The sequence below is a fragment of the Candidatus Accumulibacter necessarius genome (assembly GCF_036625085.1).
Map to the genome: position 1 here is coordinate 160,925 of NZ_JAZKUM010000001.1, position 15,433 is coordinate 176,357.

The 15,433-nt window shown below is 62.7% G+C and carries 12 protein-coding genes and 1 tRNA gene; 6 read left to right on the forward strand and 7 right to left on the reverse strand.

The genetic code is table 11. The annotated features are described in order from the left end of the window. Positions 1-64: 64 nt before the first annotated feature. Positions 65-859: an outer membrane protein assembly factor BamD gene (locus tag V5B44_RS00810; protein ID WP_332357246.1), complete on the reverse strand. Its 795-nt coding sequence runs from the start codon at positions 857-859 to the stop codon at positions 65-67. Position 860: 1 nt separating this feature from the next. On the opposite strand from V5B44_RS00810, the gene rluD reads away from it, so the two are divergent. Both rluD and pgeF read left to right on the forward strand, forming a co-directional pair. After that, on the forward strand, positions 861-1,979 hold the full coding sequence (gene rluD / locus V5B44_RS00815) for a 23S rRNA pseudouridine(1911/1915/1917) synthase RluD (protein ID WP_332357858.1): 1,119 nt from the start codon (positions 861-863) through the stop codon (positions 1,977-1,979). Then, positions 1,960-2,826, forward strand: coding sequence for a peptidoglycan editing factor PgeF (gene pgeF / locus V5B44_RS00820; RefSeq protein WP_332357247.1), 867 nt, complete (start codon positions 1,960-1,962; stop codon positions 2,824-2,826). Before rluD ends, pgeF begins: the two co-directional genes overlap by 20 nt. Here pgeF and V5B44_RS00825 read toward each other — a convergent pair. Next, positions 2,823-3,056 carry a hypothetical protein gene (locus V5B44_RS00825; protein ID WP_332357248.1) on the reverse strand — a complete coding sequence of 78 codons (234 nt, stop codon included), beginning with the start codon at positions 3,054-3,056 and terminating at the stop codon, positions 2,823-2,825. The two genes, pgeF and V5B44_RS00825, sit on opposite strands and share 4 nt — an antisense overlap. Positions 3,057-3,403: 347 nt before the next feature. Between V5B44_RS00825 and phbB the strand changes: the two genes are divergently transcribed. Both phbB and phaR read left to right on the forward strand, forming a co-directional pair. Then, positions 3,404-4,147 carry an acetoacetyl-CoA reductase gene (gene phbB, locus V5B44_RS00830; RefSeq protein ID WP_332357249.1) on the forward strand — a complete coding sequence of 248 codons (744 nt, stop codon included), beginning with the start codon at positions 3,404-3,406 and terminating at the stop codon, positions 4,145-4,147. Positions 4,148-4,289: 142 nt separating this feature from the next. Then, positions 4,290-4,865, forward strand: a complete 576-nt coding sequence (gene phaR / locus V5B44_RS00835) for a polyhydroxyalkanoate synthesis repressor PhaR (RefSeq protein ID WP_332357250.1) — start codon at positions 4,290-4,292, stop codon at positions 4,863-4,865. Between the two features lie 102 nt (positions 4,866-4,967). Here phaR and V5B44_RS00840 read toward each other — a convergent pair whose 3' ends face one another. The 5 genes from V5B44_RS00840 to V5B44_RS00860 form a co-directional block, all read right to left on the reverse strand. Next, the gene (locus V5B44_RS00840) at positions 4,968-6,173 is read right to left on the reverse strand and encodes a sodium ion-translocating decarboxylase subunit beta (RefSeq protein ID WP_332357251.1); all 1,206 of its coding nucleotides are present in this window, start codon (positions 6,171-6,173) and stop codon (positions 4,968-4,970) included. Positions 6,174-6,267: 94 nt separating this feature from the next. Further along, on the reverse strand, positions 6,268-6,666 hold the full coding sequence (locus V5B44_RS00845; protein WP_332357252.1) for a biotin/lipoyl-containing protein: 399 nt from the start codon (positions 6,664-6,666) through the stop codon (positions 6,268-6,270). A gap of 12 nt (positions 6,667-6,678) precedes the next feature. Further along, positions 6,679-7,011, reverse strand: coding sequence for a hypothetical protein (locus tag V5B44_RS00850; RefSeq protein ID WP_332357253.1), 333 nt, complete (start codon positions 7,009-7,011; stop codon positions 6,679-6,681). Positions 7,012-7,035: 24 nt separating this feature from the next. After that, positions 7,036-8,589 carry an acyl-CoA carboxylase subunit beta gene (locus V5B44_RS00855; RefSeq protein ID WP_332357254.1) on the reverse strand — a complete coding sequence of 518 codons (1,554 nt, stop codon included), beginning with the start codon at positions 8,587-8,589 and terminating at the stop codon, positions 7,036-7,038. 487 nt (positions 8,590-9,076) lie between these two features. Further along, positions 9,077-9,163 (reverse strand) — tRNA-Leu (locus V5B44_RS00860). A 39-nt stretch (positions 9,164-9,202) separates the two neighbouring features. Between V5B44_RS00860 and rnr the strand changes: the two genes are divergently transcribed. Together rnr and V5B44_RS00870 are read left to right on the forward strand one after the other, a co-directional pair. Beyond that, entirely contained in the window at positions 9,203-11,374 is a 2,172-nt protein-coding gene (rnr, locus tag V5B44_RS00865; protein ID WP_332357255.1) for a ribonuclease R, read from the forward strand. A gap of 413 nt (positions 11,375-11,787) precedes the next feature. Then, complete coding sequence (locus V5B44_RS00870; RefSeq protein ID WP_332357256.1) at positions 11,788-14,619, forward strand: AMP-binding protein; 2,832 nt, start codon at positions 11,788-11,790, stop codon at positions 14,617-14,619. The last annotated feature ends 814 nt before the right edge of the window (positions 14,620-15,433 follow it).

Here is a 15,433-nt window from a genome sequence, read left to right on the forward strand (position 1 = left end):
CCGGTCGTGTAGCGATGAATCGTGCGGCATTGATTGCCTCTGCAGCAGCGGCGGGACGGCAGTCCTACCAGAGTTTCCACCACGGCTCCTTGCGCTCGAGGCCGCGAACATAGTATACGCTGTTGGGAAAGTTCTTTCGCATCACGCGTTCGGCGTCGTCACGCAGATCGGTGAGGCCGAGCGAGTCATAGGCCTTGACCATGATGAACAGCGCTTCCTCGGTTGCCGGCGCCTCCGGATAGTTCAAGACGGCGTACTGGGCCCGGTTGGCTGCCGCCAGATAGGCGCCGCGTTTCATGTAGTAGCGAGCGACATGCAGCTCGAGCGAGGCCAGGGCATTGACCAGGTACTTCATGCGCAGGAGCGCATCAGGCGTGTATTTGCTGTCGGGAAAGCGTGTGACCAGTTCGCGGAAGGCGTCAAACGATTCCCGGGCACCCTTGGGGTCGCGTTCCGTCATGTCCTGATTGCTGATGACCCCGAGCAGGCCGAGGTCTTCGTTGAAGTTGATCAGCCCTCTCAGGTAGTAGACGTAGTCGACGTTGGGGTGGTTCGGATGCAGCTTGATGAAGCGATCGCAGGCGGCAATCGCCGAAGCCGGCTCCTGGTCTTTCCAGTAGGCGTAGGCGATGTCGATCTGCGCCTGCTGCGCGTAGCGGCCGTAGGGATAACGCGATTCGAGCTTTTCAAAGTACTTGATCGACCTGGCGTAAGCACCCTCGTTGAGGGCGTCCTTGGCCTCCGCGTAAAGCTTGTTGGCCGACCAGCCGATGGTTTCATCCTTGCTTTCCGGGAGAAGTCCACAGCCCGCGATCAGAGACGCGACAAAAAGCGTTGCGATAACCGCTAAACTACGCATGATGAGAGATCCAGAGAAAAGAAAATCGCCGGCGGGTACGCCAAGGCAGAATATCGGGCCCGGCGATTATAGCGCAAACCTCCAAATTGCCTTGATCGTGCCCGCAGATTCCAGCGGACAACGGCTTGATCAGGTGCTCGCGCGCCTGCTGGCGCGGCATTCGCGTAGCCGCCTGCAGGGCTGGATACGCGAGGGGCGGGTCGCGGTGGGCGGGGCGCCAGTCGTTGAGCCACGACATAAACTCTGGGCCGGCGAAACCATCCAGCTCGCCGAGGCAAGCGATGAACGCGCAGAATCGTCTACGCCCGAGGATATCCCCCTGCAGGTGGTGTTTGAGGATGACAGCCTGATCGTCATCGACAAGCCGGCCGGTCTGGTTGTTCATCCGGGCAGTGGCAACTGGCGTGGCACCTTGCTCAACGCCTTGTTGTTCCATGCGCCGCAGCTCGACGTGGTGCCACGGGCCGGTATTGTCCACCGCCTCGACAAGGATACCAGCGGGCTGATGGTCGTCGCCAAGACACTTGAGGCGCAGACCGATCTGGTGCGGCAACTGCAGGCGCGCAGCGTCCAGCGCCACTATCGGGCGCTGGCGCGCGGCATCATCGACCGCTCAGGAACCGTTGATGCGCCAATCGGCCGCCATCCGACCCTTCGTACGAGAATGGCCGTGGTGAAGACGGGCAAGCCGGCGCGCACGCACTACCGGGTCCTGGAGCAGTTCGTCGCCTGCACGCTGATCGAATGCGCGCTTGAAACCGGGCGCACGCACCAGATACGCGTTCACATGACCGCCGTCGGACACCCCCTGGTGGGCGACCCTGCGTACGGCGGCGGTGCCAGCCGCGTGCCGCGGGGACCGTCGTTTCCTCGCCAGGCACTGCACGCGTGTCGCCTGGCACTGACTCATCCGCTGACGGGTCGAGCGATGTTCTGGAAATCGGAATTGCCAGAGGACATGTCGGCGCTGATCAAGACGCTGCGGCTGGCGGCCCTTGCCGCCCGTGGTCGCGAGGCGGGTGACGACGACGAAGATGGCGGTGAGGTTTGGGACGAGAATGCTGAAGTGATCGCGATTGGTTGCGATGAGACTGACGACGATGACCTGGGCGAGCAGTGACGCGACAATCCCGGCCGACGCCTTTGAGCCTTGCCCCTTGAACCCGAACTGGATCGTTCCCGACTGGCCGGCACCGGCGAGCGTGCGCAGTCTGATCACGACCCGCCAGGGCGGGGTGAGTGGTCATCCGTTTAAAAGCCTCAATGTTGGGGATCACGTGGGCGATGATCCTTTGGCGGTAGTCCGCAATCGTCAGCAGCTTGATCAATATGTGCCGGCCCCACCCTGCTGGTTACAGCAGGTGCATGGTACGACGGTCATAGATGCGGTTGCCGCTAGGCGCTCGGCCGATGTCGTGGTTGCCGACGGGGCCTTTGCACGCGACCCTGGCGTTGTCTGCGCGGTGATGACTGCAGACTGCCTGCCGGTCTTGCTCTGTGACCGGGCTGGCGCCGTCGTTGCTGCCGCGCACGCCGGCTGGCGCGGCCTGCAGGCAGGGATCCTGGAGCGGACAGTGGCCGTCATGGGCGTTCCCGGCCGAAGCCTGATCGCCTATCTGGGGCCTGCCATCGGCCCGCTGGCTTTTGAAGTTGGCAACGAGGTGCGGACGGCGTTCCTTGATGCGGATCGGGAGGCGGCAGCAGCGTTCAGGTCCGTGCCGATATCTGAACCGGGTTTCGTTGGGGGCGATCGGGGAGTGGAAAATCCACCGCGCGCCGCTGCGCCGGTGGGCAGATGGCTGGCCGATATCTACCTGCTCGCACGCCAACGCCTATGCCGTCTCGGTGTCGAGGCCATCTATGGCGGCGGCTATTGCACGGTGGTGCAGGAGGCGAGCTTTTTTTCGTACCGCCGTGACGGCGTCACGGGGCGCATGGCCTCGCTGATCTGGTTGTCGGCGGATTAGTCAAGGTCGGGCGTACGCACTTCGTCGTCTGCGCTGCCGGCCCGGGGATTCGCCGGCTCCGGCCTGCGGGCGGCGCGCCGACGCCGCGCCGGGCCACCGAAAAGCCACAGCAGCAGGGCCACCGGCAGCAGCCCGTAGAAGACCAGCGACAGGACGCCGGCGACGACACTGGTTTCGGTCAGTGCCATCAACACGGTCACGTACAGCCAAGCGATCACGATGATGTGCATGCCGACATTATAGCCGTCGAGGCGACCCGGTACTGGCGGCGGAGTGGCCAGTATAGTATGACCATGGGCTCGCCGCGTCCCGGGGCAGGGTTGTGGGCACTCTTGGCATTGACAGCGCTGATGCTGCAATGCAGAATCGGCAGTTGGCTGCGTTGATTGATCGGGGCTGCGATCGTCGCCGGGATTCCGGTCAGAGTCAGCGCCAGCTAGGTCGCCGGATGGGTGGCAAACAGTGCTCCTGCAGGGGGGGGTGCCGAAGTCGAGGTCCTGGATTTTCGGCAGGTGTTGTAATCCTGGCGGCGTAGTGCCGTCAATTGTTTCAATCGTCAACAGAAAAGGAAAGAGCTATGACGCAACGTGTTGCTTTGGTTACAGGTGCTATGGGTGGAATCGGCACGGCGATCTGCCAGGAACTGGCCAAGGCTGGCCACAAGGTGGTCGCCGCCTACCATCCGGAGTTTGACAAGCCGGCAGAGTGGACAAAGGCCATGGCGGAAGCTGGCTTCAACGACTTCATCTGCGTTGCCGGTGACGTTTCCGACTACGATTCCTGTGTCGCCCTGGCTGCCGAGGCCGAAGCGAAGGCGGGTCCGATCGACATTCTGGTCAACAACGCCGGCATCACCCGTGACAAGATGTTCGCACGCATGGAGCTGGCGCAGTGGAATGCCGTGATTTCAACCAACCTGAATAGCCTCTTCAACATGACCAAGCAGGTTTCGTCGAAGATGGCCGAACGCGGCTGGGGCCGGATCATCAACATCTCGTCGCTCAACGGCCTCAAGGGTCAGGCCGGCCAGACCAACTACTCGGCCGCCAAGGCGGGTGTGATCGGCTTCAGCAAGGCGCTGGCCGCCGAACTGGCAGCGAAGGGGGTGACGGTGAACGCGATTTGCCCCGGTTACGTGGCGACGCCGATGGTGATGGCGATCAAGCCGGAGATCCTGCAGGGCATCATCGACACGGTGCCGATGAAGCGGCTGGCCAAGCCGGAAGAGATCGGTGGCGCCTGTGCCTATCTCGCTTCGGACATCGCCGGCTTCATGACGGGTTCGACGATGAACATCTGTGGCGGTCTGTACTATCAGTAAGGGCAGGTTTTTGCTTCAGGGAGGTCAAAACAGGCTCCACTAGGGGCCTGTTTTTTTTGGCTGGCGTATAATTGTGCTGCATTGCACCAAAGAGCGTCGAGCAGCGCTCGCCGAGTCATCTGTACATGGAGGAAGGGTCGTCATGCCCGAGCAGCCGCGACTGATCAAGAAATACCCGAACCGTCGTCTTTACGACACCAAGACGAGCGCCTACATCACCTTGAGCGATGTCAAGGACCTCGTGCTTTCCCGGGAGGACTTCAATGTGCTGGACGCCAAGACCAGCGAAGACATTACGCGCAGCATCCTGCTCCAGATCATCCTCGAGGAGGAGGCGGCTGGTATTCCGTTGTTCACTACCGATCTACTCGCCCAGATGATTCGCTTCTACGGTCACGCGATGCAGGGAATGCTCGGCAAGTATCTGGAAACCAACATCAAGTCCTTCGTCGACTTCCAGAAAAAGCTGCAGGACCAGTCGCAGCAGCTCTACGGCGAAAACAGTACCCAGATGCAGAACGACATGTGGTCGCAGTTCATGAATTTCCAGGGTCCGGCGATGCAGACGATGATGGCGACCTATATGGAGCAGAGCCGGAAGATGCTCCATCAGATGCAGGACCAGCTCAAGACCCAGACCCGCACCCTGTTCACCAGCATCCCGCTTCCCGGCTTTCCGTCCGATGCCGGGAAGCCGGCGAGCGACGCCGAGAAGTAACGGACGAACAGCGGCTCTGTTTGTTCCGGTCGAACGATCAGCCTTGCTGGTCTGTCGGCATCAGACCGACAGACCCTGTCGCTCGAGAGCCCCTCGGCGCGGCTAGCGCAGCAGCGAGATGAAGGTCGCGGCGATGATCGCCGAGGTTATCACGCCACTGATATTCGCTCCAAGCGCCTGCGGCATGACGATCGCGCCCGCGTTGGCCGAGCTGGCAACCTTCTGGACGATTTTAGCGGTGGTCGGTACGCAACTGACCCCGGCGACGCCGATGATCGGATTGAATTTGCCGCCCGTCCAGAAATAAAGGATGTAGCCACCAAGCAGGCCGCCAAGGGCCGAGATGGTCAAGGCCAGCATGCCCAAGAGCAGCAGCTTCAGGACCGTCGGCTCGAGCAGGGTGTTGGCCTCACAGAGAACACCCAGCGTCAGGCCGAGGAAAAACGTCGCCCCGTAAAGGAAGACTTCGCCGAGCAGCTTGGTAAAGGGCTCGATGCCGCTTTCGCGAACCGCGACGCCAAGGAACAGCGAGAAGAACAGCGGCGCCGCGACTGGAAACAGCAGGCACAGCAGCGTACAGGCGATCACCGCGAAGGTCAGTTTCTGCGAACGGCTGATCTTCGGTCCGCGGTCGGCGGCCATGCTGATTCCCCGGATGTGTTTGGGTACCAGCCACTTGATCAGATACGGGTAGGCGCCATAGGTCAGGCCGAGATAGAGGTAGCCGACGACGGTGATCGGGACGAACAGGTCCTTGGCCAGTACCAGCGAGGTGAACAAGACCATCGGCCCGTCAGCACCCCCGATCGTTGCTACGGCCGCGGCTTGGCCGGGATTGAGGCCCAGCCAGACGGCGATCGGGAAGACGGCGATCGTCCCCAACTCGGCGAAGAGCGCGATGAACATGCTCTGGAAGGGCCTTGCCATCACGTAACCGACATCGAGCAGGACGCCGATCCCCATGAAAACCAGGCACGCGATCAGGCCATTGCTGAAGGTCAGCGTGTAGATTGGCTGTAGCCAGTCGATCTGCATGATGTTGATCAGCTCGACCGGATCGGACATCAGCGGGTCGACGAACAGCGTGCCCATCCTTTGGCCGTCGAGAAACATCACGCCGGCGTTTACCGCCGACATTCCCAGGCCCATCGGGATCATCAGCAGGGGCTCGAGAATGTTCTTCGAGCCCAGGTAGATCAGCAGGAAGCCAAGCAACATCAGGAAGATGCGACCGAACATGATCTTCGGCTCGGAGGCCACGAGCGTGGCAATGCCCTGGAACAGATCGAGAAAATGAATGCCTTCCATACGCTTCAGTCCTCGCGCCAGGCGAGCGCAGCAACGGCCCGCCGGCGCATCGAGTTGCAGACGGCAGGAGCTTGCTCCCGCCTGTTGGCCCAGCTCAGGCGATGGTCACCAGGGCCTGACCGCCCTCCACCGGGTCTCCTGGCGAAACCAGGACACGGGTCACATGTCCTGCGCGACTGGCAACGACCGGTGTCTTCATCTTCATCGCTTCGAGTACCAGCAGCCGATCGCCGACTGCGACCGTCTGGCCAACCTTTACATCAACTTCGACCACCACGCCACCCATCCCGGCGACTTCATCGCCTGCACCGGCGGCGGCCGTGGCTTGCTGCTGCGGCGCGGCCGCCGCCGGCGCCGCGCTGGTTGCGCTACCGGCGGCAGCTACCGCGGCGGGCGCTGGACCCGGTGACTGCGCTGCCTGGCCGGCTGTCAGTTCGAGGACGGTTACATCGTACTCGCGTCCGTTGACCGTCACCTTGAATTGTCTGGGCATGTCTTGCTCCTGTTATCGGGGGCCACGGCCTGCGGGCCCCGGCGTATGTGATGAATGCTGGGCGGCGCGTCCGCCGCTCGCCCAGCCATGGCTTGAGGGTGCGATGTGAAGTATGCGATGCGGTCCCATGGCGGCGAAGATGGCCGCTGACAGCGCCGCCACGTCCTCGTCGGGAACGCCCGGCCCGATCGGGCACACCGTTCCCGTCGGCATATCCACGGGCTTGGCTTTTTCGATCCGGGCGGTCAGGTACACCAGCACCTTGATCACTACGGCAACCAGCAGCGAGATGACGATGGCGATGCCGTAGACCTGGAAAGACTGGATGATGGCCGCAGTCAGCATGGTAGGGTTTCCTTTGCTCGCCGGTTACATGGGAATATTGCCGTGCTTCTTCGCCGGCCTGAGTTCACGCTTGTCGAGGATCTTGCGCAGCGCCAGCGCGACCATCCAGCGCGTGTCCTGCGGCTCGATGACGTCTGTGATGTAAAAGTTGCTCGCAGAAACGTAGGGCGAGGCGAACTCGTCACGGTATTCCTGCGCCAGCTCAGCCGCTCTCGCCTGACGATCCTCGGCCTGCTCGAGTTCCTTGCGATAGAGGATCTTGACTGCCGCTTCAGCGCCCATCACCGCAATCTCCGCGGTTGGCCAGGCGTAAACCATGTCCGCTCCCATTTCCTGGCTGCACATCGCGAGATACGACCCACCGTAGGCCTTGCGCAGGATCACCGTGATCTTCGGCGCGGTACACGAGCCGTAGGCGGAGAGCATTTTCGCGCCATGACGGATGATGCCGCCACGTTCCTGCTCGACTCCCGGCAGGAAGCCCGGAACATCGACCAGGGTGACCAACGGCACGTTGAAGATGTTGCAGGTCCGGACAAAGCGGGCCACCTTGTCGGCGGCATTGAGATCCAGCGCGCCGGCCATGACCATCGGCTGGTTGGCGACCAGGCCGACCACGACACCGCTGATGCGGGCGAAGCCGACAATGACATTGCGGGCAAAGCCGGCATGCACCTCGAGCAGCTCGCCGTTGTCCACCACCCGGCGAATGACCGCATACATATCCAGCGGTTCGGATGGGCTGTCCGGGATGCACTCGTTGATCCCGGGGTCTTCCATCTCCTCGATCGGCACAGACAGGTCATGCGGCGGGTCCTCGGTATTGTTCGCCGGCAGATAGGAGAGTATCTGCTTCACCAGGGTGATGGCATGCCGGTCGTCCTCAGCAACGAAGTGGGCGTTGCCGCTGACCGTCGAGTGCATCTCGGCGCTGCCGACTTCGGCCATCGTCGTCGCGCGGCCGGTCACCGCCTTGATCACCTCCGGCCCGGTGAGGAACATGTGCGCGTTGTTGCGCGTCATGATCACGAAGTCCATCAGTGCCGGTGAGTAGGCTGCACCGCCCGCGCAGGGACCACAGATCACGGCGATCTGCGGTACCACGCCGGACATCAGGACATTGGCGTAGAACACGTCGCCGTAGCCGGACAGGGCATCGACTCCCTCCTGAATCCGTGCGCCGCCGGAATCCTTGAAGGCGACCAGTGGCACGCCGGTCTTGAGGGCATGGCGCATGATTCGCGTGATCTTTCTCGCCTGCATCTTGCCGAGAGTGCCGGCAACGACGCTGAAGTCCTGGCTGAAAGCGGCCACCTGTCCCGGGCCCACGTAGCCGCTGCCAGCGATCACGCCGTCCGCCGGTAGAACGCGTCCCGCCATGCCAAAGGCGGTCGCCGCGTGCGCAGCGTAGAGGCCAAGTTCCTGGAAAGTGCCCTCATCAAAGAGCGTCTCAAGCCGCTCGCGAGCCGACAACAAACCTTTGGCGTGCAGCGCTTCCAGCTTCTCGGGACTGACGTTTTCGGTCAGCTTGGCGCGCTTGGCGCGCAGCTTTTCAATCAAATCCGGTCGTATCGTCATCGGGATTCCTAACAGTGTCTGAGGTAGAACTAATTCTCATTCTTGCACCAGGTCGCTGCTGGCGAGCTTCCGGCAGCGTAGTATCCATATTTTCGTGCGTGTTGGCTAGTGCCACGAAAATTGCTGGAATCGTTTCGCCGGTCGTAGTCGGTGCCTTTGGCGTCGCAGAAAGGACCGGCTGGTCCCGATCCTTTCCCGGACAGGCTGCGCGAGCATGGGCCGGCTGGCAGTTGTCCGGATCAAGGACCAAGCGCTGGCGTCTTCAGGGTAGGCGGTTTCGCAGGACGGGCCGCAGCGTTGCCGGGGCCGGGCAGCGACAGGCGGTGGGATGACAGATTGCCGGCAAGGACCCGTCTGTTGGCGTACAATGAAGGTAGGCCGGTCAAGGATCCGACGCTGCAGGGGTCAGTGCCTGAAGAAATTGAAGAGTCGCGCGCAAGAAAAGAAAAAGCCCTGATGAATCATCAGGGCATTACTTTTTTTTGCCTGGTGCCCAAGAGAGGAATCGAACCTCCACGGTGTTGCCACCACTAGGACCTGAACCTAGCGCGTCTACCAATTTCGCCACCTGGGCATTTCCAGCGAAGGCCGAATTCTATAGGAACATGAGGAAATGTCAATCATCAAACTGTCGGCTATACGCCGGCGCGACCCGTGCTTCGAGCGTGAGGTCAAGCGCTACGAGCAGCCCCTGCCGTCGCGCGAATACATCCTGCAGATTCTGCAGGAACAGGGCAAACCCGTCGCTTTCGACGATCTCTGCGTACTGCTTGATGTCCAGAAAATCGAGCTGGAGACGTTTCAGCGTCGCTTGCGGGCAATGGAGCGCGAGGCGCAGTTGCTGCGTAATCGCAAGGGCTCCTACATATTGCCCGAGCGCGCCAGCCTGATCGCCGGGCGCATCGAGGGCCATCCCGACGGCTATGGTTTTCTGATTCCCGACGACGGCAGCGAAGACCTGTCGCTCGAAGCCCGGCAGATGTCCAAGGTCCTGCATCGCGATCGCGCGCTGGTGCGCGTCGTCGGGATTGACCGCCGCGGGCGGCGTGAGGGAGTCATCGTCGAAGTGCTGGAACGGGCCAACAGCCGGGTCGTTGGCCGCGTCCTGCTGGAGCACGGAATCACGGTTGTCGTACCTGAAAATCGGCGGATCAACCAGGACATTCTGGTCGCCCCGGGCGGTGCGGTCAGCGCTCGCGCGGGCGAGGTGGTGACCGTCGAGATCATCGAACAGCCGGACCGGCACTCGAAACCGATCGGGCGCATCGTCGAGGTGTTGGGCAACTACGCCGACCCCGGCATGGAAATCGAAATTGCATTGCGCAAGCACGAGTTGCCGTTCGAGTTTTCCAGCGGTGCGCTGGCCGAGGCCGCTGTCCTGCCGGACATTCTCGAGCCACAGCAGTGGCAAGGCCGCGCGGACTTACGGGCCTTGCCGCTGGTGACCATCGACGGCGAGACGGCGCGAGACTTCGACGATGCGGTTTTCGCCGAAAAACAGGGCCATGGCTGGCGGCTGGTGGTGGCGATTGCCGACGTCAGTCACTACGTCCAGCCGGGAACGGCGCTCGATCGCGAGGCCCGGGAGCGTGGCAATTCGGTCTATTTCCCTCGCCGGGTGATACCGATGCTGCCGGAGAAGCTCTCCAACGGTCTGTGCTCTCTGAATCCGGATGTCGACCGCCTGGCGATGGTCTGTGACATGACGGTCGACGATCATGGCGAGATCACCGACTACCGCTTTTATCCAGCGGTTTTCCGCTCGCATGCGCGGCTGACCTATGATCAGGTGTGGAACTGGCTCTCAGGCGCCACGCCGCCGGAGGGCGAGGTCCACCGCAGGCTGCAACCGCAGGTGCAGACGCTCTACGACCTGTTCAAGGTGCTTGGCGAGGCACGCGGAAAACGCGGCGCCATCGACTTCGAAACGATCGAGACGATGATGCTGTTCAACGAGCACGGGAAGATCGAGAACATCGTTCCGGTGTACCGCAACGACGCGCACCGTCTGATCGAGGAATGCATGCTGGCTGCCAATGTCTGTGCTTCGGATTTTCTCCGGAGCAGGCGGCAGCCGTGCCTGTACCGGATTCACGAAGGTCCGACCGCGGAGAAGCTCGAGGCTCTGCGCAACTTCCTCAAGGAGTTCGGCCTCGGCCTCGGTGGCGGTGACGAACCGACCGCCAGGGACTATGCGCTGTTGCTGGACAGCATCAAGACCCGTCCCGATGCCCAGCTGCTGCAGACGGTGATGCTTCGCTCCCTGCGCCAGGCCATGTACAGCCCGGACAACGTGGGGCATTTCGGTTTGTCGTACGAACACTACACCCACTTCACGTCGCCGATCCGTCGCTACCCTGATCTGCTGGTCCATCGCGCGATAAAGGCAGTGCTGACGGGGACGCACTACACGCCGGGCAAGTGGGACGACATTGGGCTGCACTGCTCGATGACCGAGCGGCGTGCAGACGAGGCGACGCGCGATGTCAGCAACTGGTTGAAGTGCTACTACATGCTTGACCGAATCGGTGAGACTTTTGCCGGAACCATCGCAGCGGTGGTGCCCTTTGGCATCTTCGTCGCACTCGACGAGGTGTATGTCGAGGGCCTGGTGCATGTTTCGGAACTTGGCGAGGAATACTTCGCGTTCGACAGCGTCAAGCACCTGATGCTCGGCGAGCGGACCGGCAGACGCTATCGCCTCGGTGACCGTTTGCAGGTAAGGCTGGTGCGGGCCAACCTTGAAACCGGGCGGATTGACTTCGTGCTGGCCGACCCGACCTGATCCGGCTCAGGCGGTGACAGACCTTGTTGGACGCAGCCGCCCAGCCAGGCTGAACCCTCGCCCTGCGGTGCCATGTATTTCGATGGGCGTCTTCTGCGAAGGGCGTGCCTTGCCACACGGGCCGTCGACCGGGACGCAGGGAGCCGGGTCCATGGCTGATCGGGCCAGCCGCCGCAATTTTCTTCGCGGTCGCTTCTCGACGCCGAAGGTTGCCTTCCGTCCCCCCAGGGCCGCGGCCGAGGCTGCTTTCGTGACGGCATGCACGCGTTGCGGCGATTGTCGCCGGGCGTGCCCGAAACGGATCATTGGCCAAGGTGATGGTGGTTTTCGCGCGCTTGATTTCTTGGTCCGCGAATGTACTTTCTGCGCCGCCCCCTGCCCGACTGCTGCGATCGACCTTGGTCAGAGCTCCGATGCGTCCTGACGTCATCGCGCATCAGGCGGGCGCTGGTGAGCCGTCGCCGGAGAACCCGGCACGATTGCTGCGCGTGGTCGCGGTGATGGTCGAGGAGACTCGCCCGGGGCGAGTTGGACGGGTGAGCATGTCCAGCCATCTGGAGCGTGATCTGGGTCTCGACAGTCTGGCACGGGTCGAACTCCTGCTGCGTGTCGGCAGCGAGTTCGGCAAGCCTCTGCCCGAGGCTGCGCTCGCCGAGGCCGAAACGCCGCAGGATCTGCTGCGATTCATCGACCGCGCTGGTGCCGAGCGCTTTGCGGCGATTGACCCCGACCTCGGCATCAGCAGCGGCCCGATCAGCATTCCCGGACAGGCAGAGACGCTGGTCGAGGTTCTTGAGTGGCATGCGGAGCGTACCCCACAACGTCCGCATGTGCTGCTCTATGGCGGCGACCAGGAGGGCGAGTTTCGTGCCGATACCATCACTTATCGCCAGTTGCTGGATCAGGCGCGGCGTGTTGCCACCGGCCTGGTCTCGCGCGGCTTGCTGCCGCGGCAGGCCGTGGCCCTGATGCTGCCCACCGGCAGTGACTATCTGACCAGCTTTTTCGGCGTCATGCTCGCTGGTGGCATTCCCGTACCGATCTATCCTCCCGCGCGGCTGGCGCAGATTGAGGATCACCTGCGACGGCACGCGCGTATCCTGGCCAACGCCGAAACGGTGTTCATCATTACCGTGCCGCAAGCGAAGGGTGTGGCCGCACTCCTGCGCGCCGAGGCGCCGACCCTGACCGAGGTGCTGACCCCCGAGGATCTCGCCAGCGAACCGATGACCCTGCTTTACCGGGCGGCGCCCGAGGACATCGCTTTCCTGCAATACACCTCGGGCAGTACCGGCGATCCCAAGGGCGTCGTGCTCACCCACGCCAACCTGCTGGCCAATCTACGGGCGATGGGCGAGGCGGTCGGCGTTTGCAGCGACGACGTGTTCGTTTCCTGGCTACCGCTCTATCACGACATGGGACTGATTGGCGCCTGGTTTGGCTCGCTTTACTTCGGCATGCGGCTGGTGCTGATGTCACCGCTGGCCTTCCTGTCACGGCCGGCGCGCTGGCTGCGCGCCATCTCGCACCATCGAGGCACGCTCTCCCCGGCACCCAACTTTGCCTACGATCTGTGCGCGAGGAAGCTCGCCGACGCCGACCTCGAAGGTCTCGATCTCTCGTCCTGGCGGCTGGCGCTCAACGGCGCCGAACCGGTGAGTCCGGCCACACTGAAGGCCTTTGCCGAGCGCTTTGCCCCCTACGGCCTGCGAGCCGAGGCGATCACACCGGTCTATGGCCTTGCCGAGTGCTCGGTCGGGCTGGCCTTTCCGCCGCTTGGGCGTGGCCCGCGTATCGACCTGATCCAGCGCCAAGCCTTGGTCGACAGGAAATGTGCGCTGCCGGCGGCCAGCGACGATGTCGATGCAATGCAGGTCCCGGCCTGTGGTCGGGTTCTGCCACGGCACGAGATCCGTGTGGTTGACGAAGCCGGCGACGAGCTACCGGACCGGCGCGTCGGTCAGCTGCAGTTTCGCGGGCCGTCTGCCACCTCCGGCTACTATCGCAACCCGCTGGCGACGCAGGCCCTGTTTCGTGATGGCTGGCTGGACTCCGGCGATTTCGCGTATACCGTCGAAGGGGAGATCTACCTGACGGGCCGGGTCAAGGACTTGATCATCCGCGGCGGCCGCAACCTCTATCCCTATGAACTTGAACAGGCGGTCGGCAACCTGGCCGGCGTGCGCAGGGGGTGTGTGGCGGTGTTCGCCAGCAGGGACCCGGTGAATGCCATGGAACGTCTGGTGGTTCTGGCTGAAACGCGCGAGGACGACCCGGCCCGACGCGAGTCGCTGCGGCAGAAGATCAATGAGGTGGCCGTCGAGGCCATCGGCATGCCGGCGGACGAGGTTGTGCTGGCGCCACCAAATTCCGTCCTCAAGACATCGAGCGGCAAGATTCGGCGCAATGCCTCGCGCGATGCCTTCGAGCGTGGCTTGATCGGTGCCCGTGTCATGCCGGACCGACAGCAGATGTTGCGGCTTGTCGTGGCCGCCTGGCGCGCACGCCTTGCCGACGCCGCGGCGCGTCTGGGCAGGCGGGCCTATGGGCTGTGGTGCTGGACGGTTTTCCTGCTCCTTGCCGTACCGGTGATGCTCCTCGTTATCGCCCTGCGCGCGCCGGCGATAGGTCGTCGCATCGTTCATCGTGCAGCCCGGCTCTTCCTCTGGCTGGCGGGCATGCCTGTACCGACGACAGCAGCGGGAGACTTGCCGACCATGCCGCACCTGCTGCTGGTCAACCACTGCAGCTATTTTGACGCCCTGGTGCTGTGCGCTGCCTTGCCACCGAGCGAGATGTACAGCTTTGTCGCCAAGCGCGAGTTCGTCGAGCAGGTGGTCGTGCACGCTTTCCTGCGTGCGCTCGGCACCTTGTTTGTGGAACGTTTCGAGGCTTCACGCAGTGTCGAGGACGTGGACGAAATCGTCGCCGCTCTCCGGCGAGGTCAGAAGATGGTGATCTTCCCGGAGGGCACCTTTTCGCGGGAAGCCGGCCTCAAACCGTTTCGCATGGGCGCCTTCGTCGCCTCGGCCAGGGCCGGGGTGCCGGTACTGGTCGGCGGACTGCGCGGGACGCGTGCCGTTCTGCGGGATCGCACCTGGCTGCCGCGGCGGGGCGAGGTGAGCTTGGCACTCGGGTCGCTGCTTGGCCCGACTGGCGATGACTGGGCTGCAGCGGTGCAACTGCGCGATTCGACGCGCCAAGAGATGCTACGACTCTGCGGCGAGCACGATCTCGATCGGTGACTGTGTCGGCTTAGGTGCCCAGATCTCTTGGGGTATCGCCAATGCGCAATGGAATGTGGGAAGGCGCGCTGATCATCAACGTCCTACGCTTATGTCATTAGTGTCCGCGGTGGGCCACAACATCCGCCAGACGCCCCATTTCCTTCTGTTGATGCTCGATCAGCCTGGCCGGTTCGGCATGCCTGGTGCTTAGGGCTGTGACCACGTCGCTCTCTGCCATGAAAAATGCCCCTGTTCGTTGAAAAAAGACCATTTTCGTGGCGCTGGCGGTCAGGCGCTGGGGGCGGTTGCTCCACAATGCCGCGAATCCAGCCCGGCAACTTTCGCTCCGCTCGGTAGCAACTGGAGCAGTCGTGGAGGCAACGAAGCCTCTGGTGTAGAGGGTCCTGTAACGTCGGACTCCACATTTTCTCGCCGCAGGAGGCGACGATGAGGCGCCAGCGGCGAATTCGAGGTTTCAGTCCTTTCGATTCCAATCCCGCAACTGCCCGTCGCGACGAGCTGCATTCAGCCCGCCAGCCGCCTTCCCCGAAAGCACGTCGACTATGTATTGCTCCAACCATTCCTCCTCTTCCGGCAATCTTGACTTCTGTACTCGTACCAGCAGGTTTCGCACTCTTGGCTCCTTGTATCGAAGCTGAAGCCGTGTATTCCAGTCCGAGGACGGAAAGATTAGCGCGTCGACGAGTCGCGACGGAAGGAGACCCCTCGCATAGCAGTGAAACGCCCACTCATGGAGCGCAAGCAAATCTTGCCATCGTCCATTCTGCAAGGCGAACACTAGAACCAGCTTATCCTCAGTGGTGGGTTCGGA